This is a genomic window from Pseudothauera hydrothermalis, from assembly GCF_003345255.1.
GTDB lineage: Bacteria > Pseudomonadota > Gammaproteobacteria > Burkholderiales > Rhodocyclaceae > Pseudothauera > Pseudothauera hydrothermalis.
Window position 1 is genome coordinate 1,898,150 of the sequence record NZ_CP029331.1, and the last position, 21,285, is coordinate 1,919,434.

The 21,285-nt window shown below is 64.2% G+C and carries 14 protein-coding genes and 2 pseudogenes; 12 read left to right on the forward strand and 4 right to left on the reverse strand.

Annotation, left to right across the window (positions count from 1 at the left end; all coding sequences use genetic code 11):
* The first annotated feature begins 243 nt into the window (after nt 1-243).
* From DIE29_RS09175 to DIE29_RS09205, 7 genes are all read left to right on the forward strand, one after another.
* Nucleotides 244-1,179 (forward strand): hypothetical protein, encoded by a 936-nt coding sequence (locus tag DIE29_RS09175; RefSeq protein WP_237269434.1) that lies wholly within the window; start codon nt 244-246, stop codon nt 1,177-1,179.
* Between the two features lie 8 nt (nt 1,180-1,187).
* Nucleotides 1,188-2,888: a single-stranded-DNA-specific exonuclease RecJ gene (gene recJ, locus DIE29_RS09180; protein ID WP_114649722.1), complete on the forward strand. Its 1,701-nt coding sequence runs from the start codon at nt 1,188-1,190 to the stop codon at nt 2,886-2,888.
* A gap of 108 nt (nt 2,889-2,996) precedes the next feature.
* Nucleotides 2,997-4,101, forward strand: a protein-coding gene (gene prfB / locus DIE29_RS09185) for a peptide chain release factor 2 (protein ID WP_114649723.1) whose coding sequence is annotated in 2 segments (ribosomal slippage) — nt 2,997-3,077 and nt 3,079-4,101 — 1,104 coding nt in all. Because the reading frame shifts where the segments join, the coding sequence is not laid out codon by codon here.
* A 48-nt stretch (nt 4,102-4,149) separates the two neighbouring features.
* Nucleotides 4,150-5,481 (forward strand): hypothetical protein, encoded by a 1,332-nt coding sequence (locus DIE29_RS09190; protein WP_114649724.1) that lies wholly within the window; start codon nt 4,150-4,152, stop codon nt 5,479-5,481.
* Nucleotides 5,481-6,188, forward strand: a complete 708-nt coding sequence (locus tag DIE29_RS09195; protein ID WP_114649725.1) for a hypothetical protein — start codon at nt 5,481-5,483, stop codon at nt 6,186-6,188. The genes DIE29_RS09190 and DIE29_RS09195 overlap by 1 nt, the downstream gene beginning before the upstream one ends.
* Nucleotide 6,189: 1 nt before the next feature.
* Nucleotides 6,190-8,982 (forward strand): AAA family ATPase, encoded by a 2,793-nt coding sequence (locus DIE29_RS09200; protein WP_114649726.1) that lies wholly within the window; start codon nt 6,190-6,192, stop codon nt 8,980-8,982.
* Nucleotides 8,983-8,994: 12 nt separating this feature from the next.
* On the forward strand, nt 8,995-10,257 hold the full coding sequence (locus DIE29_RS09205; RefSeq protein WP_114649727.1) for a DUF2399 domain-containing protein: 1,263 nt from the start codon (nt 8,995-8,997) through the stop codon (nt 10,255-10,257).
* Here the strand turns inward: DIE29_RS09205 and DIE29_RS09210 are convergent.
* Nucleotides 10,237-10,869: a LysE family translocator gene (locus tag DIE29_RS09210; protein WP_102041384.1), complete on the reverse strand. Its 633-nt coding sequence runs from the start codon at nt 10,867-10,869 to the stop codon at nt 10,237-10,239. The genes DIE29_RS09205 and DIE29_RS09210 overlap by 21 nt on opposite strands.
* A 148-nt stretch (nt 10,870-11,017) precedes the next feature.
* Between DIE29_RS09210 and DIE29_RS09215 the strand changes: the two genes are divergently transcribed.
* Nucleotides 11,018-12,457, forward strand: a complete 1,440-nt coding sequence (locus DIE29_RS09215; RefSeq protein WP_114649728.1) for an aminotransferase-like domain-containing protein — start codon at nt 11,018-11,020, stop codon at nt 12,455-12,457.
* 10 nt (nt 12,458-12,467) lie between these two features.
* Here DIE29_RS09215 and DIE29_RS09220 read toward each other — a convergent pair.
* From DIE29_RS09220 to DIE29_RS09230, 3 genes and pseudogenes are all read right to left on the reverse strand, one after another.
* Nucleotides 12,468-13,589: pseudogene (locus DIE29_RS09220) on the reverse strand (methyl-accepting chemotaxis protein); the annotation flags it as partial.
* 17 nt (nt 13,590-13,606) lie between these two features.
* A complete protein-coding gene (locus DIE29_RS09225) occupies nt 13,607-14,740 on the reverse strand; it encodes an ISAs1 family transposase (RefSeq protein WP_102040763.1) in 1,134 nt (377 codons plus the stop codon).
* Nucleotides 14,741-14,860: 120 nt separating this feature from the next.
* Nucleotides 14,861-15,544, reverse strand: a pseudogene (locus DIE29_RS09230) (HAMP domain-containing protein); the annotation flags it as partial.
* 268 nt (nt 15,545-15,812) lie between these two features.
* Here DIE29_RS09230 and lysS point away from each other — a divergent pair.
* The 4 genes from lysS (at nt 15,813) to DIE29_RS09250 (ending at nt 21,281) form a co-directional block, all read left to right on the forward strand.
* Entirely contained in the window at nt 15,813-17,312 is a 1,500-nt protein-coding gene (gene lysS / locus DIE29_RS09235; protein ID WP_102041381.1) for a lysine--tRNA ligase, read from the forward strand.
* Between the two features lie 48 nt (nt 17,313-17,360).
* Entirely contained in the window at nt 17,361-18,296 is a 936-nt protein-coding gene (locus DIE29_RS09240) for a DUF808 domain-containing protein (protein WP_114649731.1), read from the forward strand.
* A gap of 94 nt (nt 18,297-18,390) precedes the next feature.
* Nucleotides 18,391-20,310 carry a bifunctional tRNA (5-methylaminomethyl-2-thiouridine)(34)-methyltransferase MnmC2/FAD-dependent 5-carboxymethylaminomethyl-2-thiouridine(34) oxidoreductase MnmC1 gene (mnmC, locus tag DIE29_RS09245; RefSeq protein ID WP_114649732.1) on the forward strand — a complete coding sequence of 640 codons (1,920 nt, stop codon included), beginning with the start codon at nt 18,391-18,393 and terminating at the stop codon, nt 20,308-20,310.
* 32 nt (nt 20,311-20,342) lie between these two features.
* Nucleotides 20,343-21,281: a sodium-dependent bicarbonate transport family permease gene (locus DIE29_RS09250; protein WP_102041378.1), complete on the forward strand. Its 939-nt coding sequence runs from the start codon at nt 20,343-20,345 to the stop codon at nt 21,279-21,281.
* Nucleotides 21,282-21,285: the final 4 nt, after the last annotated feature.

The window sequence follows — 21,285 nt, forward strand, 5'->3', positions numbered from 1 at the left end:
GCCGCTCCGCTATGGAAAGGGCGACATTGTGCCGCAAGGCGGCGCCGCGCGGCGCTCCGCCCCTGTTTCAAACCGTTCCCGAGCGCGGCCCGGTGTGCGCCGGCGCGCCACGGCCGACTGCCCCGGCTGCTACACTTGCCGCTTTGTCGCGCGGCTCCTTCCCCTGTTATGCATCTTCATCTCGTTCTGCCTGGCCTGCTGTGGCCCCACACACAGACCGCTAATCCGGCAGCCGGGTTGGCAATGCCTGCGCTGGAACGCCTGCTCGGCCTCGCCCGTGTGCGTCGGGCCGCTGCCGCGCAGCCCGAACGTTGGTTGCAGCGCCTCTTTGGCCTGGACCCGGACACCGTATCGGCGGCAACGCTGCGCCGCCTCGGTGAAGCCCCCCCGGTCGACACAGCCGCCAGCGGCTGGCTGTGCGCCGACCCGGTGAATCTGCATTTTGCGCGGGAACATTTGATCCTTGCCGATGCCGCCACGCTGGCGATCGCCGCGCACGAGGCTGCGGCCCTGGTCGGAACACTCAACGAGGTGTTCGCCGAGCTGGGCCGCTTCGAAGCGCCTGCCCCGGATCGTTGGTACTTGCTGCCACACACACCGCCCCGGACGCGTTTCGTACCGCTGTCCGAGGCGGTCGGCCGCGCGGTGGCGCGTTGCCTGCCCGAAGGCGAGGACGCCGGTGACTGGCAACGTCTGGCCAACGAAATCCAAGTGGTGCTGCACAACCACCCGATCAACCGGGCGCGCGAGCACGCCGGCCAGGCGCCGGTCAACAGCCTGTGGCTCTGGGGCCACGGCACAGCGCCCAACGGCGCGCAGGCACCCTTGGCGGTGGTGCAGGCCGACACTGTAGAGACACGCGGACTGGCCAAAGCCGCGGGCCTCGACCCACAGCCGCCTTCACCGGCACTGACCGCACCCACCTTGACGGTGTTGGAAACGCTCGCCCGGCCGGCGCTGCATTTGGACCTGGAAGGCTGGCGCGCCGCGCTGGGCGCGCTCGAGCGCGACTGGTTCGCGCCCCTGCTCGCGGCGCTACGCGTCGGCCGCCTGCGCACACTGCAAATCAGCGCCCCAGGCGAGCGCGCCACGCTAGAGTTGCGGCTGTCCGCGCGCGATCTGTGGAAATTCTGGCTGCGCCCGCGCAGTCTGGACGCCCTGCACAACACGCTGCATTGAAGGACCCGATGACTGTATCGCCCCGGATTCACACCCGTGCGGTGCCGCAGCGCGCATTTGCCGCGCTGACTCAAGCCGGCATCCATCCGCTGCTTGCCCGCCTGTACGCTGCGCGCGGCGTCACGGCGCCGTCTGAGCTGGATTATTCGCTCGCAGCGCTTTTGCCACCAAGTGCGCTGCGCGGTGCCCGAGAAGCGGCCACACTGCTGGCCGACGCCATCGAAGCCGGCGCACGCATGGTCATCGTGGCCGACTACGATTGCGACGGCGCCACCGCCTGCGCGGTGGGCATGCGCGCGCTCACCGCCTTCGGTGCCGACGTTCATTATCTGGTGCCGGACCGCCTCACCATGGGCTACGGCCTCACCCCGGCGATCGTGGAACTGGCCGCGCGCCTGGAGCCGGATCTGCTGATCACTGTGGATAACGGCATCGCCAGCGTGGAAGGTATTGCCGCGGCGCGCGCGCACGGCATGGCCACTCTGATCACCGATCATCATCTACCCGGCCAACTGTTGCCCGAGGCCGACGTGATCGTCAATCCCAACCAGCCGGGCTGCGAGTTTCCCAGCAAAGCGTTGGCCGGCGTCGGCGTGATGTTCTATGTCATGCTCGCGCTGCGTGCCGAGCTGCGCGAACGCGGTGCCTTTGCCGGACGGCCCGAGCCCAACCTTGCCAATCTGCTCGATTTGGTGGCGCTGGGCACCGTGGCCGACGTGGTGCCGCTGGATCATAACAACCGCATTCTGATCTCGCAGGGCCTGCAGCGCATACGCGCCGGACGGCTGCAACCGGGGGTGCGCGCCCTGTTCGCGGTCGCCGGGCGGGACCCGGCCCGGGCAACCAGCGTCGATCTCGGCTTTCTGATCGGCCCACGCTTAAATGCCGCCGGGCGGCTGTCGGACATGCGCTTGGGGATCGAGTGTCTGATCACCGACGAGCCCGCCCGCGCGCTCAACTTGGCCCAGGAGCTGGACCGCCTCAACCGCGAACGTCGCGCCATCGAAGCCGACATGCAGGAAGAGGCGCTCGCCTGTCTGGATGAGATCAACACGACACAATCGGTCGCTATCAGCCTCTACCAGCCGGACTGGCACCAAGGCGTGATCGGCATCGTCGCCGGCCGCATCAAAGACCGCCTGCACCGCCCGACCATCGCCTTCGCCCCGGGCATCGATGGCGAACTCAAAGGTTCCGGACGCTCGATTCCCGGCGTGCATTTGCGTGATGCGCTGGATCTGGTGAGCAAACGCGAACCCGGCCTGATCTTGCGTTTTGGCGGTCACGCCATGGCCGCTGGCCTGGCCATCCGCGAAGCGGATTTTCCACGCTTTTGTGCGGTGTTCGACGAAGTCGTCGGCGCTCTGGTCGATCCGGCCGCGCTCACCCACCGCATGGACACCGACGGTGCGCTCGAATCGGGCTGGATGAGCCTGGAGGGCGCACGGCTGATCGAACAGGACATCTGGGGCCAGGGTTTTCCCGCGCCGTTGTTCGACGATATTTTTCATGTCGATCACCAGCGTCTGCTCAAAGACCGCCACCTCAAGCTACAACTATCCAAAGGCAGCACCCGTTTCGATGCCATCCGCTTCAACCACGCCGACGGTGCCCCGCCCAAACTGCGCGCTGCCTTCCGTCTGGGCGTCAATGAATACAACGGTGTGGCCAATGTGCAATTGATGCTGGAGCACTTCGAGGCGGCTTGAGCTGCGCCCAGGGTGTGCAACGATACGCGCGGCTCGGTGCGCATCCGTCAGTGCCGTCCTGTGCCCGGTATAATGACGGGTTTTATCCAAAATGACCGGAGTCACAGCATGGAAGCCGAACGCCTGAACGCCATCGCCGAAAAACTGGCCGACCTCGCCGCGCGCGGTCGCGAGCTGCGGAGGTATCTTTGACTACGATGCCAAGGCATCGAAACTCGAAGAGGTCAATCGCGCGCTGGAAGACCCGGCGGTGTGGAACGACGCCGAGCGCGCACAGGAACTCGGCAAGGAAAAACGCGCGCTCGAAGACGTTGTGCTGACCCTGCAGCAGATCGACCGGCAAGCGGCCGATCTCAAAGAACTCTTTGAGCTGGCCGAAGCCGAAGGTGATCAAGCCACCCTGGAGGCGGTCGAGGCCGACTTGGGCGGGCTGGAAGCGAGCGTGCATAAGCTCGAATTCCGCCGCATGTTCTCCAACCCGATGGATCCGCATAATTGCTTCATTGAAATCCAGGCCGGCGCGGGCGGCACCGAAGCGCAGGACTGGGCCGGCATGCTGCTGCGCATGTACCTGCGTTACTGCGAGCGCAAAGGCTTTGCCACCGAAGTTTTGGAGGAGTCCGAAGGCGAAGTGGCGGGCATCAAAGGGGCGACGGTCAAGGTCAATGGCGACTACGCCTACGGCTTCTTGCGCACTGAGACCGGCATCCACCGCCTGGTGCGCAAAAGCCCGTTCGACGCCAACGCCCGCCGCCACACCAGCTTTTGCTCGGTTTTCGTGTATCCGGAAGTGGATGATTCGATCGAGATCGAAATCAATCCCGCGGACCTGCGCATCGACACCTACCGCGCCTCGGGCGCCGGCGGGCAGCACATCAACAAAACGGATTCCGCAGTGCGGATCACGCACGAGCCCACCGGCATCGTGGTGCAATGCCAAAACGACCGCTCGCAGCACAAGAACAAAGCCGAGGCCATGTCCATGCTGAAGGCGCGCCTGTACGAGCTGGAGCTACGCAAACGCCAGTCTGAGCAGCAGAAGCTGGAAGAAAGCAAAAGCGACATCGGCTGGGGTCACCAGATCCGCAGCTATGTGCTGGACCAGTCGCGGATCAAGGACCTGCGCACAAACTACGAAGTCGGCAATACCCAGGCGGTGCTCGATGGCGATCTGGATGACTTCATTGCCGCCAGCCTGAAACAAGGCGTTTGAACCGCATTGCGCAGCCACGGCCGCGCGCCTTATTGAGCACCGACCACCTTGAATACGCCACTGGATCTTGCCGAATTCCTGGCCCCGGGGGTAAGCGCCGACGAAGTACCGGAACTGGCCGCACTGACGGCGGCCCGCCCCTTGGTCGACGCCTTCATCACCTTGTTTCGCGGCACCGAGGCCGAGGTGTTGATGCGCCTTCTGGTGTTGCGTGAGATCGGCCGAGACACCGATGCCCCGCGCTGGTCGCCAGAAGCACTGCGCGCGCGTTTCACTTATCTTGACCCGGTCAAGCTGGAAACCGTGCTCAAGCGCCTGCGCGACAACGCCCTGCTCAGCTTTGCCGCGGATGGCCACTACCATCTGTCCGACATCGGCCGCAATGCGGTGGCCGCATTGGCCATGCTGCTGCGCTTTAGCGAAGAAGAAGAAGATGTCGAACTGGGTTTTCTCACCGCGCAATTGGCGGGTTTGCAAGCGGTGGGCGGACTGACCCAGGAAGCGCTAGGCCATCTGCTCGGCAAACTCAACGAGCTGACCTGGCATTTCGAAGAGGCGATCGCCTCCGGTTCGGAGTTTCACATCGTCGCTGCGCGCCGGCGCCTGTCGGCCAACGAAAAATGGCTGGCTCGCGGCACCGAGATTCTGCGCAAACTACTGGCCGATCCAGAAGTGCCTTTCGAGGTTGCCCAGGTGGCCCAACGCATCGGTCTGGCGCAGTCGCGCCTGGCCCGCGCCGACGCCAGCTTTCAGCGTGCGCTCAACAAGATCGAGGCGCAACGTGTCACCCTGGGCGCCTCCGGCATTTCCTCCTCGGACGTTTCCGCCTGGCTGCGCACGCTCGATGCCGCCGCCTTGGCAGCCTTTGCCGACGACGCCTTCGCGCTGGTGCCGGAAATTCCGCTGCTGGCCGGCGGCCACGAGCTGCTCGACCGCGCCGAGGCGGTACTGTCCGAAGATGTGCGTGCGCAAGAGATCGATGCCGCACTGCCGCCGGCGGACGCAACCGAGATTGGCGCCGCCCCGGAAACCGAAGACCTGGCCTTGCTGCAACACTTTGCCGCGCGCCTGGGGCAGTTGTCGCAACCGGCCCGTCTGGCCGAGGTGGTAGTGGGCGGCGGCTTTGCCCCGGCCGCTTATCGCCTGTCGTTACTGGCCCTATTGGCCGACGGTGACCTTATAGACGCCAGCGCCGGTCCCGCCGAAGGCCCGGTGGGCGAGTTCATGCGCCTGCCGCTGGACGTACTGTTCGGCGACACCCTGGAGACGGTAGACGCAGACGAGATTGCGCTGATCTCCTCAGGCCGGGTCGCCCCACGCGGCAGCGCCCCCGCCGCCGACAACCGCTCACCTGCCCCCCTCCCACAAGAGATCCGCTGATGGAACAGGACATCAGAACCCTGACCGCGCGTCTGTTGGCCAACCGTTGGCTGCCGCGCAACGACCGCCTGGTGCGCCGCGCGCTGGTCGATGAAACCTTCCGTGTGGAGCTGGACCAGCGCTTGGCCGCAGTGGGCCTGCAACTGTTGGACAACCCCTACGCAGGCCATGTCGCCACGGCCCTGAGCGCGGAGATGATCGAGCCGGTATTCGGCGCCCGGCGCGAATATGCCGCCAGCAACATCGGCTTGACCCGCGACGAGATCGCCCTGCTGGTGGTGATCTGGTCGCTGATCGTGCTGCCCAAGCGCGAACGCCAAGTCACCCGCCGCGAAGTGGCCGATGACGGCCAGGGCGACATGTTCGGCACCGAAAAACCGGTGGAGCACGGCCACACAGTCTCCGCCGGCATCCCGGAAGCTTCGCTGATCGCCGACTTTGGTCCTTTGCTCGGCGGGCGCAGTCGGGTCAAAAACTTCATGCTCGGCAAGCTCGCCCGCTTGGGTTTCATCGAACGCAAAAACGGTGTCGTGCTCGAAGGTCCGCTGCTCGATGTGGCGCTGGATTACCGGGTACTGGCCGATCGCATCATCCACGGCGCGCTCGCCGAAGTGATTGCCCGCGCCGGCCACCCGCTGCCCCCAACCGGCGCATTTGAGCTCGCCGACGTGCTGCCGGATGAGGACGACGTAGAGGAAGACGCCTGACATGTTCCACATCAAACAACTCGAACTCGTCCATTGGGATTACTGGCGTCGTTTTACGCTGCCGCTGGACGCCCAGATCATCACCATCGTCGGCCCCAACGGCTCGGGCAAAACCACGCTGCTCGACGCGCTGCGCACCTTGTTCGCGCTGCGTTGCTCTGGTAAGCGCGATTTTCGCCGTTACGTGCGCCGCGCCGAGCGCAGCTTTGCATGGATTCGGGCGGTGGTCGCCAACCAGCCCGGCGCCAGCGGACGACGCCCGTTTTTTCCCTGCCTGCAGGACGAAGTCACCCTGGCTTGCCGGATCCGCCGCGCCGGCGGTGAATGGACACGCGACTACACCATCGTCGATGGCAATGTCGCCATCGAAGCACTGGAAAACACCGACGACTGGATCGGCCTGCGCGATTACCAAAGCCGGCTCGCCTGGGGCGGTCTGACGCCGGCCATTGCCAAGGTACTGGCACTGGAACAAGGCGATACCGACAAACTTTGCGAGTACTCGCCCAAAGCGCTACTGGAACTGGTCTTCGACGTGTTCGGCGACAAAGAAGTGCTGGACAACTACGAAGCGGCGCGCGCCGAGCAAAAAAACGCCGAACGTGAACTCGACGACCTGGGCCTGGATCTCGAGCGTCTGCGTGCTCAAGCCGAAGCCCGCCGTCTGGAAGCCGACAACTATCTGCAGTGGAAACAGCTCCACGACGAAGCGCAGGCTTTGGAGAGCGAAATCGTGCCGCGCCTGGAAGCGGCCGAACTGGCGCGTTTGGCCGCCAGCGAGCGCGAGCAACTTGCCGCGGAAAAGCGCGAACGCGCTGCCCGTCAAGCCGAGCGCGCCCTGGCGCAAACACGCCTTGACGCGGTGCGCGCGGAAAAAGCCGCCGCCGAAGCCGAACAGCGCCGATTGAAGGATGCGCTACGCGAGATCGACACCGCGTTTCTTGACGCCCGCGACCGGGTGCGCGATCTGGAAAAACTACTGGCCGAACGCGATGCCCTGCGCACCCAGCTCGCCGCCGAACACGGCGCGGATGCGTTGGAGCTGGAACGCCAGCATGAAGCGGCCGAAGCCGCGCTGGCCCAGCTACGCACACAGGAGCGCGAGCTGGTGGCGAAGTTCGAGGCGTGCTCCGAGGATCTACGCACCGCCAAAAGCCGCAGCGGCCCGCCGGCCGAGCCGGAAGTGGTGCGCTTTCGCGCCCTGCTCAAGGAGGCCGGCATTGCCCACCGCAGCCTCGCCGAAGTGGTCGAAGTCACCGACGCTGCCTGGCAAGCGGCGGTGGAAGCGGTGCTGCGCCCATACCGCCATGTGATTCTGCTCGAACGCGAATCCGACCGCCACACCGCCTGGGCATTGGGCGAGCGCGAACGCTTCCGTCACTTCCTGGTGCCCGAACGCGAACCCGCCCCGCCGGCGCGCGCGCACAGTCTGGCCGAAGTCGTCAGCTTCAGCGCGCCGGTGCCGCGTTGGCTCACCGATTTACTCAATCGCATCCGCAGGGTGGAAAACGTCGACGCCGCGCGGAAGCTGCCGCCCGAGACCGAATGGCTCACCCGCGACGGCTACCACCGTGAGCGCCGCGGCGCCCGCCACCTGGGCAGGCCGACCGATTTTTACTTTGGCGAACTCGCCCGTCAAAGCCGCATCGCCCGACTGGAAGACGACATCCGCGCGTTCGACCGCGAACTGGCCGCGCTGCGCCCACAGGTGCAAGAGGCGGCCGATCGCCTCACCGCACTGCGGGCCCGCTTGCTGGGCCTACATTCTGCGCAACTACTGGCCGCCAAGGCCGACACCTATGCCGCAGCAGAAGCCGAATTGCCGCAGGCGCGCGCCGCGCTGGCCATGGTCGACACCGAGCGCAACACCCTGCAAAGCCAGCAGGACCAGCTTGGCCGCACACTCAACGGCATCGGCATCGAGCTCGAGCGCCGCGAACGCGAGCTGCGCGCCATCGATCAGCGCCTGTACGAGCTCGACCAGCACACCGCCCCGCGCCGCCACGCCCAGGCCGAACGTCTGAAACGCCTGCGCAGCCTGCGCCGCGGCATGCCTGCGCACTGGCGCGACCCGGCCGAGACCGCCTTGCTGGCAGAAAAATATGGCGACGCGCGCGGTGCCCGCCTGCAAGCCGAGCGTCTGCGCCGTCATCTAGACGAAGGCGATTGGATCACCGATCCGGCGGTGCTCACGCTGGCCGAGCGCCTGAAAGCCGACCTGGCCAAGCGCGAACAAGACTACCGCGACCGCCAAGGCTACTGTGCCACCACCCGACGGCTGACCGAAGAAGCGCGCAACGCCTATATCGCCAAGCTGCGCGCCACCGTGCGCCAATACGGCAAAAACCTCAAAGCGCTGGGAGAACTGGCCGGCGTGGGCGTCGACTGCCCGCCGCCGGCACTGGGCGCGGACGACCTGTCTCTTGCCCAGGCCGGCCTGGAAGTACGCTTTGACTTTGACCGCAAAGGCGCGGTGGGTTTAAACGACGGCGAAGCCTCCGGCGGCCAGCAGGTGATGAAGTCACTGATCCTGCTCATCGCCTTGCTGATGGATGACGCCCGCCCCGGCAGCTTCGTATTCATCGACGAGCCCTTCGCCCACCTGGATGTGGCCAACATCGACCGCGTCGGCAGCTTTCTGCGTGCCACCCGCGCGCAATACCTGATCACCACCCCGGTCACCCACAACGCCAATGTCTTCGCCCCCGCCCAGCTCACCCTGGTCACACGCAAGAAAAAACCGGGCGAAGACTGGGCACCGACCATCGGTGTACTGGCCCGGACCGCCACCTAATCGGCCGCACGCATGGCAAACGAAACCCTGAGTTGGTTGCCGCCCGACGCCGACGGAATTTCCACCGCCTGGATCAGCGACCCCACCCGCGCCAGCCTGCGCGGCAAGCGCTTGCGCCGCGCGTTCAACCGTCCGCAGCCCATGCTCGACACCTGGCCGGCCGCCTGGCGCACACTGCTGGCCCAGTGGGTACGCCGCGCCGACGCGGCCACCCATTACCGCTGCGCCACCTTGCTGGAACGCGCCGGCGCGCAGCAGGCCAACACCGCCTTTCAGCTCCTCCACCGCTTACTTGCCGACGGCTTGGTAGAGATACAAGAACGGCGCGATCCGCAACACCGCGACTGGCAAGCGCACAGCCTACGCTTCATCGATCCTGCCGCGCTGCGCCGGGCACTAGCCCTGCCGGAACCGGACACCCACCGCCGTCAGTGGAATACGCTACGGGACACGCCGCTCGCCCTGCCGCAACTGGCCGCGGCACGGGCCACACTCACGCCGCTGCCGCCCAAGGTTGCACTCGAACGCCTGCAATTACTGATTGCGTTACAGCGCTGGCATGATGAGCACCGCCATCGCAGCCAAGCAACCCGGCGAGACTTTGCCTGGTTTGCGTGCGCCGACACCAAGAAAATCACCGATAGCCAATGGCGCTGGCTGGCTGAAACGGTCGATCTCGCCGCCTTCGGCATCAGCGCGCATGCCCCCTTGCTATATTTGGCCGCCGATCTGACGCTCCAGAGCGCCGCCGGCTCAATCGAACTTGGTGCCCTGCCCGGCTTCATCGGTCTGCCGCCGCAAGCATTGCAAGCGATCATTGGCATCCACCGCCCACCCCTGCTCTGGCGGGTAGTGGAAAACCGCAGCGCCTTTGAAAAGGCGGCCGCTACCCGCGCGGCGGAGCAGGCGGTGCTTTGGCTGCCCGGCTATCCCCCCGGCTGGTGGGCAGAGGCCGTCTCCCGGCTGCTCGCGCTCGCACCCGCAGCGCTTGCGATTGCCTGCGACCCGGACCCCGACGGTATCGCCATTGCGCTGCAAACCGCCCGTCTGTGGCAAGAGGCCGGACAACCCTGGTCGCCTTGGCAGATGAGCGCAGCCGCACTGCGCAGCCTGGCCCATCGTCGCCCCTTGAGCGAACGCGACCGCCAACTGCTGCACACCTTGCGCGCACAGACACTGCCCGAACCGCTCGCCGAGCTGGCCGATGCAATGGTGGCGCTGGGCGAAAAAGGCGAACAGGAAAGCCTTTTCTGGTCACTCGGAACAACCGACTGAGGCAATCGGCAGCCAGCCAAGCAAGCCCTCTTCCACACCGATCCACAGCGCGGTCGCAGCCAGAAGCGTGGCCATGGTGTAGTTGAACAACGCCAACACCCGCGGCTCGCGCAAGCGGTGGCGCAGACGGTCGCCGGCTGCGGCCCATAAGGTAATGCAAGGAAAATTCACCAGGGCGCACAGCGCCGCCAGCATGGCAGCGGCCTGCCAGTCGGCCCCTTGAGGTAGAAACAGCAAGGCCACGTTGAGCACCATCATCCAGCCTTTGGGATTGACCCACTGGAACAGCGCGGCGCCGATGAAGCCCAGCGGTTGTCCCTGCCCGCGCGAGCCTGGCTGGCCAGCATGCGCCTGTCGCCAAGCGAGCCACAGCAAATAGCCGCAACCTACCGCCACCAGCGCCGGACGCAAGGTGTTCAGCCAGGCCATCACCCAGGCCAGCGCACCGCCGACCAGCAGCACCTGCAGGCCGTGACCGATGCTGATACCCAGTATGTGCGGCAGTGTGCGACGAAAGCCGAAGTTCACCCCACTGGCGGCAAGCATCAGGTTGTTGGGTCCCGGCGTGACCGACATGGTGGCCACATAAGTCATCAGGGGTAGGTCGATCATGGCGAAATGCTCCGACACAACAAGCGAGTGCGGACATTGTGCGGGCCTTTTGCATAAGGTTACAGCGCCAGATATTTCACTCTATACTGGTAACAGTTGATTTATAGAATAACTGTAACCATATGCCGGCGAGCCGGCTGTATCTGTCATGGAAACCGTCCAAACACCGCTGTATCAAGCTTTTGCCGACGAATTGCGTGGTGCCATGGCCGACGGCCGCCTGCCGGCCGGCGCGCGTCTGCCTTCGGTGCGCGAGGCGGCGCGCAGTCGCGGTTTGAGCATCAATACGGTGCTGGCCGCCTACCGCCATCTGGAGGCCCGCGGGCTGGTGGAAGCCCGCCCGCAGTCGGGCTACTTTGTGCGCTCGCGCCTGCCGGCACCGCCGGCACCGCGATTCGCCGCCCGTCCGACACCGGCCCGGCCGGCGAAAACTGCGGTGTTGAACCGCATTGCCACCGTGATCGCCGCGCAGTCGAACGCCAACAACGTGGACCTGTCGCTGGCCTGCCCGAAAGGCAGCGACTTCTATCCCGGCGACAAGCTCGCCCGCATCATCGCCGACACCGCGCGCCGACACCCGGAACTGCTCACCGATTACGCACTGCCGCCCGGTTCGCTGCGTCTGCGCCGCGAGATTGCCCGCCATGCGCTGGACCTTGGCGTGAGCATGACCGCCGAGGATGTGATCCTGACCAACGGTTGCATGGAGGCCCTGCAGTTTGCGCTGCGCACGGTCACCCGCGCCGGCGATGCGATTGCGGTCGAATCGCCCACGTACTTCAACCTGATCCCGTTGGCCGAGGCACTGGGACTGCGCACCATCGAAGTACCCACCGATCCGGGCAGCGGCATGTCGATGGACGCGCTGGAGTTGCTGCTGTCCGAGCGGCGGGTCAGCGCGGTGGTGACCATGCCCAATGTGCACAACCCCTTGGGAATCAGCATGCCCCTGGCCGCCAAGCGCCGGCTGGCGGCGCTGGCTGCCGAATACCGGGTGCCGGTCATCGAGGATGCGCTCTATGCTGAGCTGCAATACGCGGTGCCGCTGCAGCCGGCGGTGAAGGCTTTTGACCGCGATGGCTGGGTGATCCTGTGCGCCTCTTACAGTAAAACCCTGGTGCCCGGCATTCGCGCCGGCTGGATGGAGGCCGGACGTTTCCAGCGCGAAGTGGCGGATCTGAAGTTCTGCTCTTCGGTGGCCCAACCGGCGGTGACTTGCGAAGCACTTGGCGTATTTCTGGAAAACGGCGGTTACGCTCAGCACATGCGCCGGCTGCGACGCACCTATGCCGGTCAGATCGATCGCCTGCGCGGCTTGATCGACCAGGTTTTCCCGGCCGGCACCCGGGCCACCGAACCCACCGGCGGCTTTCTGGTCTGGGTGGAATTGCCGCCCGGCTGCGATGCGGATCGGCTATTCGACGAAGCGCTGGCGCGCGGCATCAGCATCACCCCTGGCACCTTGTTTTCGCCCTCCGGGCGCTATACCCGGCATATCCGCCTGTCCGGCTGTTATCCGTTTTCCGAGCGCCATATCCACGCGCTGGTAACGCTCGGGCAGCTTGCCAGCCAACAGCTGGGCGGATGAAGCGTGCCGGTCAGCGGTCGATCAGCGCATCGACCGGCAAACCGATCCGCACATTGCCCCAATGCCGCCCCCCCACATAAATCGGCATGGCAATGTCGCACAGTATTTCGCCGGTATCGCGCATGAAGGTTTGCAGCAACATTGGCGCGGTATTGTGCGCTGCGCGCAGTTCCGCCGGCCCTTCGAACTTACGGCAGGTGCGGTTGCCGACCAGATCGGTGTCGTAGTCGCCGGTCAGCGGTTTGGAGAATTTGGTATTGTGGGCCGACAAATAGCTGTCGGTATTGACCGCCACGGCATACACCGCACCCTTGATTTTGCCCAAGGCGTCGTCCAGTAGCGCCTGGCAACGTCTACCGTATTCGTCCCCCCAGGACACCTTGAATTTCTGCGGATTGGTGTTGGGGATGGGCTGATAACGGCGGTCGAACACGTCCACCCGGCTGGCGGCCATTTCTTCGAGCTGCTGTTGGATCAGATTGCGAAAGATCTGCGCTTGACCGACAGCGTGGTCGAATGCGCCGCGGCCGATTTTGAAACGGGATACCAGCTCTTGCACCGCTTCGGTTGCGTGCGATAGCGCCTGCGTGCGCTCTTGAGACTCTTTCATGTCGCGCGCCACCGAGGTGGCCAGATCATGGATCACGTTGACGTTTTCATGCACCTGCGCATTGGTGGCGGTAAGTTCTTCCATGGCTGCGGCAATCTGCAGCAGTTGCTCGCCGGTATGCTCGAACTCTCCGACCATGCTGCCGAACTGCTCGGCAGATCGCCCCACCACTTCGCGGGTGCGCAGTACATCGGCGTTGATGATTTCGTTTTCTGCGCGGGTATTGGCCACCAGGGCAATGACGCCGGCAATGTTGCCATGGATCTCCTCGGTGGCCTGATTGACCCGTTCGGCTAGTTTGCGCACCTCGTCGGCCACTACCGCAAAGCCGCGGCCGGCCTCGCCGGCGCGCGCCGCCTCGATGGCAGCATTCAGGGCCAGCAAATTGGTTTGGTCGGCAATTTCGCGGATCAATGAGGCGATCTGCTTGACGCTTTCCGAGCGTTTGGAGAGCTCATCGACCGTCTGATTGAACTGCTCGACCTTGTCGCTGACCGCATTGATTTTGCCGGCAATATCGCGCCAGGGCAATCGCACCTTCATGTCATAACTCCGAGCAACTCGGCCCGAAATTCGTCAATAGTGGCAGCCAGCATGCGCTTGGACTTGATGCTCGCCTTACGGGTCGTGTTCAGCCGCAGCAGGTTCATCACGATGTGGCGAACAACAGCCAAGTTGTTGGCCGCGTAACCGCTGCGCACCCGGGACTGATCCTCGTTGAACTGCACATCCAGACACCAGTGAAGCCGATTCTCCACCTCCCAGTGGCTGCGAACTGCTTTGGCGATGCGCTCGGCGTCCGCGGGCAGGCTGCTCAGGTAGTAGGCACGCTCGGTGCTGGTTTTGTTGCCGACAGTGCGCACCCGCTCGATCAAGGCGAAGCTCGCGACGTCCTTCCACTCTTCGCCCTTGTAGAGCCGATCGGTGGCGTCGTACGCAACGCAGCGGCGGATCTCCGTGCGTCCATGGCCAAGATTCGTGGTTTCATGCGTCGAGGCCGGCGTGAGCGGTCCCCGTGGATCCGCGACGCCGGCAAAGCGGATCGAGTCGAGCAACTTCGGGTGGTTGTCCTTCACGCACAGCACGTAGTGGGCGCCGCGTTCGCGGATCGTGCGCGCAATCTTCGCCTGTGTGCCCATCGCGTCGATCGTCACCACGCAGCCTTCCAGGGCGAGCTTCGAGAGCAACTCGGGAATGGCGGTGATCTCGTTGGATTTCTCGGCCGTGGCCCTCTGGCCCAACACCACGCCCATCCCGGCGGCGAACGCGCTGACCATGTGCAGGGCACTTGCAGGGGTCTTGCCCTTGCTTGCCGTTCTTCGGCTGCTCTTGCCGTCGATCGCAACGACCGTGTCTTCGGCCAGCACCGGCACGACCATGCCGACCCAGCGCCGAAACGCCGCCTCGAACTCGTCAGGCTCAATCAGGCCGAACACGCGCCCGATCGTGTCGTGCGAAGGGATGCCATGCTCAAGCTTCATGAACCCTCGCAGCCAATCGATCTTGGCCTTGGCCCACAACTCGATGTCGACGAAGTCGTCCACGCCCGAGAGCACTGCACACACCGCGACCGTGAGCAGTTCGGACAGGTCGTGGCGTGTGTGGCGCTTGCTGCGCGGGTCGGAAACCGAGACGAACACCTGCGTCAGCGGCATGATGCTTACTGCCTTCATGGGATCCCCAAAAAGACAGTAAGCTACACAAAATATGACGCTGTGAACAGGGGGTGCCTAAGTGCATGATCGTAAACGGCTTATCTGTTATGCGTATGATAAGTAGGTGCGATTGCCCTGAATATCGCGCATCTCGTGCAGCGATTCGCGGGCGATGTCGAGGTTGGCATTGGTGGAGGCGGAAATGTTTTGCGTACTGCGGGAGACTTCCTCGATTGCCTTGGTGGCTTCGCTGCTGGCGGTAAAAACCACTTCGGTCATACGGCCTTGCTCGGCAGCATCCCGCGCAGAGCTCTCAACCTTGCTTTTGACCTTGACCGCCTCACGGGCGATGTTGACGCTCATGTTGCGCACTTCACCGATGATCTCGCGCATCTTGTCCGCAAAGCGGTTATAGCTTTGCGCCAAATCACGCAGTTCGTCATGCGTGGTCATTGGCAGATCGCGCGAAAAATCGCCTTCGCCGCGGGCGATCTCGTTGAAAATGCGGGTAATCACCCTGACCGGACGCACGATCAGGTGGCGGATGTAGAGAATCTGCCCGACGTTGATCAACAGCGCCAACGCGGTCAGGCCGAGCATGGCGTACAGACCGGCCTCCAGCGAGGCGGTAACCGCCGAAACCGTCTCCGGGGCAATCTGTCCGGAAACCAGCAGTTTGGCGATCTCGCCTTTTTGCCGCAGGTAAATGCCCAGGTAAAAGACATCGATGAAAAACAGCAGCAAGAAGCTGCACAGCTTCTTGGTCAGCGAATTCCAGAATGTCTTCTCCACTGCTTCGTAGAGCCGCCAGAACGTGCTCATCGAACGCCTCCTTTCTCCATGTTTCGTCTCTCGGCCCTTTATGCAGGGCTCTAACGGAATCCTAGCCGCGAACTTTAACCGGCCCAACCGGTTTTCCGTACCCCCTTCCAGCGCACCGGCAAAAAACCGGCCCGCGCGGAATTTGCCCGGATCATGCACGCCTGCGACAATTGCGTCCTTGACGCCGAGAAACTTTCGCCTGCGCGCCGGCCATGTTGGGCCATCCAACCGACGGCGCCCCCATTGACGACTCACCCAGTTTGAAACCATGTCCAACCCGACTCCTACCACCCCCCAAGACGACAACCACATCATCGCCGAACGGCGCGAAAAACTCGCCCAGTGGCGCCGCAGCGGCCGAGCCTTTCCCAACGACTTTTCGCGTGAGAACACCGCAGGCAAGCTCGACGAACTGTACGGCGACAAAGACGCCGAGGTGCTGGCCGCCAATCCGGTGCAGGTGCGCGTGGCCGGGCGCATCATGCTCAAGCGGGTGATGGGTAAAGCCAGTTTCATCACCATCCAGGATTTGTCCGGGCGTATTCAGCTCTATGTCAAGCGCGATGAAGTGGGCGAAGAGGTCTATGACGACTTCAAACACTGGGACATCGGCGACATCGTCGGCTGCGTCGGCACCCTGTTCAAAACCAAAACCGGCGAACTCACCGTGCAGGCCAGCGAAATCCGCCTGCTCACCAAGAGCCTGCGCCCGCTGCCCGACAAATTCCACGGACTGACCGATCAGGAACAGAAATACCGCCAGCGCTACCTGGATCTGATCATGAACGAGCAGACGCGCTTTACTTTCGTGGCGCGCAGCCGCATGGTGCAGTCGATCCGCCACTACATGATCGATCACGGTTTTCTGGAAGTGGAAACGCCGATGATGCACCCCATCCCCGGCGGGGCGGCAGCCAAGCCCTTCGTCACCCACCACAACGCGCTCGACATGCCGCTTTATCTGCGCATTGCGCCCGAACTCTATCTCAAGCGCCTGGTGGTGGGCGGCATGGAAAAGGTGTTCGAAATCAACCGGAATTTCCGCAACGAAGGCTTGAGCACCCGCCACAACCCGGAATTCACCATGATGGAGTTCTACGAGGCGTATGCCAATTACCGCACGCTGATGGACTTCACCGAAGGACTGATCCGTCACTCGGCGCGCGAAGCACTGGGCACCGAACGCTTCGTCTACCAGGGTCGCGAACTAGACCTCTCCAAGCCTTTCCAGCGTCTGACCATCGTGGAGGCAATCCGCAAATACCACCCGGGCTTCAGCCTGGAGCAATTGACCAATGTCGATTGGCTGTCTCAAAAGATCGCGGACTTTGGCGAAAAGGTCAAACCGGGCGGCTTGGGCAGTCTGCAGCTGCAACTTTTTGAAGCCTGCACCGAAGCCGAGCTGTGGGAGCCGACATTCATCATCGACTATCCGGTGGAAGTCTCGCCCCTGGCGCGGGCCTCGGATACCAACCCGGAAATCACCGAGCGCTTCGAACTGTTCATCGTCGGCCGCGAAATCGCCAACGGTTTTTCCGAACTCAACGACCCGGAAGACCAAGCCGAGCGCTTCATGGCGCAGGCCAAGGCCAAGGAAGCCGGCGACGAAGAAGCCATGTATTACGATGCCGACTACATCCGCGCGCTGGAATTCGGCCTACCGCCCACCGGCGGCTGCGGCATCGGCATCGACCGGCTGGTAATGCTGCTCACCGACAGTCCTTCGATCCGCGACGTGATTCTGTTCCCGCAGATGCGTCCGGAATGATCCGCCACAGCGTCCCCCCCGCCTGAGCTTTGACCGGAATAAAAGCGCATGGCCGCAACCAGTTTGTTCGTTTTGCTCGACGACATCGCCAGCGTGCTGGACGATGTCGCCACCATGACCAAAGTGGCCACCAAGAAGACTGCAGGCGTGCTGAGCGATGACCTCGCCCTCAATGCCCAACAGGTCGCCGGGCTGCGCGCAGAGCGCGAGTTGCCGGTGGTCTGGGCGGTGGCCAAGGGCTCGATGGTGAACAAACTCATTCTGGTACCCGCCGCACTGGCCATCGCCGCCTTTCTGCCCTGGGCAATCGCGCCGCTACTGATGTTGGGCGGCGCTTATCTGTGCTACGAAGGGGTGGAAAAGCTGGTCCACCGCTTGATGCATCGCACCGAGGACACGGCTCATCGCCAGCAAGTGCTGCAGGCGATGGCCAGTCCGGAAGTCGATCTGGCAACCCTGGAACGCGATAAGATCCGCGGCGCCATCCGCACCGATTTCATCTTGTCGGCGGAGATCATCGTCATTGCACTGGGCGTGGTCAGCGGCCTGGATCTTGCCGCGCAGTTATCGGTGCTGGCCGCGGTGGCAGTGATGATGACCATAGGCGTCTATGGGTTGGTGGCAATCATCGTCAAACTCGATGACTTTGGCCTGCTGCTCAAACGTCAACCCGGCGCGGGTATACTGCCGGTCGCGCAGCGCACACTCGGCGGCGGTATCTTGTGGGCTGCGCCCGGGCTGATGCGCGGTTTGTCGATCGCCGGCACGGTGGCCATATTCCTGGTCGGTGGCGGCATCCTCAGCCACGGCCTGCCCCCGGTGCATCGCGCCATCGAGACCGCCAGCGCAAACATGACCGGCGTCGCCGGCGCCTTGTTGCCCAGTGCGCTGGACGGCCTGGTCGGCATCGTTACCGGCATCGTCGTGTTGCTGGTGGTGAGCATCATGACCCGCCTGCTGCGCCCGCGTACCGACGCGCTCTAGCCCCGTCCCGGCCGTTGCTTCGGCCGAACGAACGCAATCAACCGGCACCCGCCGTAAACACCGGCGGGCGCTCCAAGCCAACCGCTGTCCGACCATGCCGATCATCCCCGCCTCGCTCGAATTCGCTGCCGACGGCACGCCGTGCAGCAGCGTTTTCGGCGATATCTACCACTCTAGCGATGGGGCGCTGGGCCAAGCCCGACACGTTTTTCTCGCCGGTAACGACCTGCCCCGGCGCTGGCAAGGGCGGGAACGCTTTGTCATCGTGGAGACCGGCTTTGGCCTCGGTCTGAACCTGCTCGCCACCTGGGCCGCCTGGCGGGCCGACCCGCGGCGTGCTGCGCGGCTGCATTTCGTCTCCTGCGAGCTGCATCCGTTCCGCCGTGAAGACCTCTGCACCGTGCACACCGCACTCGCCGCCCAAGCTCCGGAGATCGCCCCGCTGGCAGCGGCGCTGCAAGCGCGCTGGCCTGCGCTCACCCCTGGCTTGCATCACATTCACCTGGACGGCGAACGGGTGACGCTGAGTCTCTTTCTGGGCGATGCGGCCGATGGTTTGGCCAATATGCGTCTGAGCGCCGACGCTTTTTTCCTGGACGGTTTTTCCCCGGCGAAGAATCCGCAACTTTGGTCTGCGCGTATCTTTCACCTGCTCGCACGTTTGGCGGCAGCGGAAGCGACGCTGGCGACTTGGTCGGTCGCCGGCATGGTACGAGAGGGCCTGCGCCGCGCCGGTTTTGACTGCGACAAAGCGACCGGATTTGGCAGCAAGCGACAAATGCTGCGCGGCCGCTACCGCGGTCCGGGCCGACATGTGACCGCGCCTCGGCACCGTCAGGCGCTGGTGCTGGGCGCCGGCGTTGCCGGCAGCAGCGTGGCCGAGCGCCTGGCGGCGCGCGGCTGGCGTGTGGACGTGATCGATGCGGCCGACCAGGCCGGTGCGGGGGCCTCGGGTAACCACGCCGGCGTCCTGCGCCCACTGCCCAGTCTGGACGACAACCGCTTGAGCCGCCTCACCCGCGCCGGCACGCTGTACGCCCTGCAGCACTTGGCTCACTTGGAAGAACTCGGCAAGCGGGTGCGTTTTGACCCCTGCGGGGTACTGCATATTGCCCGCGATGCGCTTCAGGAAGACAAGCAACGCGCGGTAGTCGAACGTCATCGGCCGCCGGCCGAACACCTGCGGTATGTGGACCGTGAGCAAGCCAGTCGCATCGCCGGTTGGCCGCTCGCCAACGGCGGCTGGTGGTTTCCTTCCAGCGGCTGGGTGCAACCGCCGAGTCTGTGCCGCGCCAACCTGGCAGCACAGGCCGAGCGCATCCACTGTCACTTTGGGCGCACGGTGGCAGCTTTGCAGCATGATGGTGAGCACTGGTTGGCACTGGATGCAGCGGGCAGCGTCATCGCCCGCGCGCCAGAGCTAATCGTCGCCAACGGCGTCGGCATCCGTGCGCTGCCGCAGGCCCAGGCGCTGCCAGTAATCAGCGCCCGTGGGCAGGTTTCGCTGTTACAGGCTACAGACGGCGCTGCCCCCCGGGTGGTGGTCTGCCGCCAAGGGTATGTCAGCCCGGCGATAGACGGTTTACGCTGCGCCGGGGCAAGTTTTGGCGTCGGCGACAACGACCCCGCCGTGCGCCACGCCGATCACCTGCAGAATCTCCGAAAACTGGAAAACATCTTGCCGGGCTACACCCAAGGGCTAGACCCTGCCGCGCTAGGCGGACGGGTCGGCTTTCGGCCCGCGTCGCCCGACCGTTTGCCGATGGTCGGCGCAATACCGGCGCCAACCCGCCTAGACGCCCCCTGCGCGCTCGACGACATTCCGCGTCAAACCGGCCTTTGGGTGCTGTCCGGATTCGGTTCGCGCGGTCTGGTGTTTGCCGCCCTGATGGGTGAAACCCTGGCCACCATGCTCAACGGTGAAGTCTTGCCGATCGAACACGACCTTTATGAAGCAATCGACCCGGCGCGCTTCCTGCTACGCCCGCCACGCACCCCGCGCGGCGAGGATTGAACCAACCACGACAATCGACAAAACGAACTGCAATGGACGCCATTCCGCTCTTTTTCCTGCTGGGCTTTGCTGCGCGCTTGGCCCGCTCCGACCTCAAACTGCCCGGCCAGCTGTACGAAGCCCTGTCGATCTATTTATTGCTCGCCATCGGTCTGAAGGGCGGCATGGAATTGGCCAAGCAGGACCCGCTGCAGGTGCTGCCGCAGGCGTTGTCGGTGCTGGCCCTGGGGGTCATCATTCCGCTGATCGCTTTCCCCATTCTCTACAAGTTAGGCCGCTTCGAACGTCATGACGCTGCTGCCATCGCTGGGCACTACGGTTCGGTCAGCGTGGTGACTTTTGCGGTTGCGGTGGACTACCTGACCGCGCGCAACACGCCCTATGAAGCCTACCTGCCCCTTTTTCTGGTTCTACTGGAGATGCCGGGCATCGCTGTCGGTATCTTATTGGCGCGCATGGGCGGCGAGATGCGAAACATCCAGTGGGGTGCACTGCTGCACGAAATCTTCTTGGGCAAAAGCATGGTACTACTGGCCGGCGGCCTGCTGATAGGCTGGATAGCCGGCCCCCAGGGCCTGGTGCCGCTGGAGCCTTTCTTTTTCGTGCTGTTCAAGGGCGTACTGTGCCTGTTTCTGCTGGAGATGGGCTTGGTGGCCGCCGGACAGGCGGGGCAGTTGCGCACCAGCGGTCCGTTCCTGGCAGCCTTTGCAGTGGGCATGCCGATCCTGTCCGCGCTGATCGGCGCGCTCACCGGGGCACTGATCGGCTTATCGCCCGGTGGCACGCTGTTGCTGGCCACTTTGGCGGCCAGCGCATCGTATATCGCCGCGCCGGCCGCCATGCGTATCGCGGTACCGGAAGCCAACCCCGGCCTGTCGATCACCGCCGCGCTGGTGGTGACTTTCCCTTTCAACATCCTGCTCGGCATTCCGCTCTACGATCAGATCGTGGGGCTGGTCTTTGGAGGCTGACCAT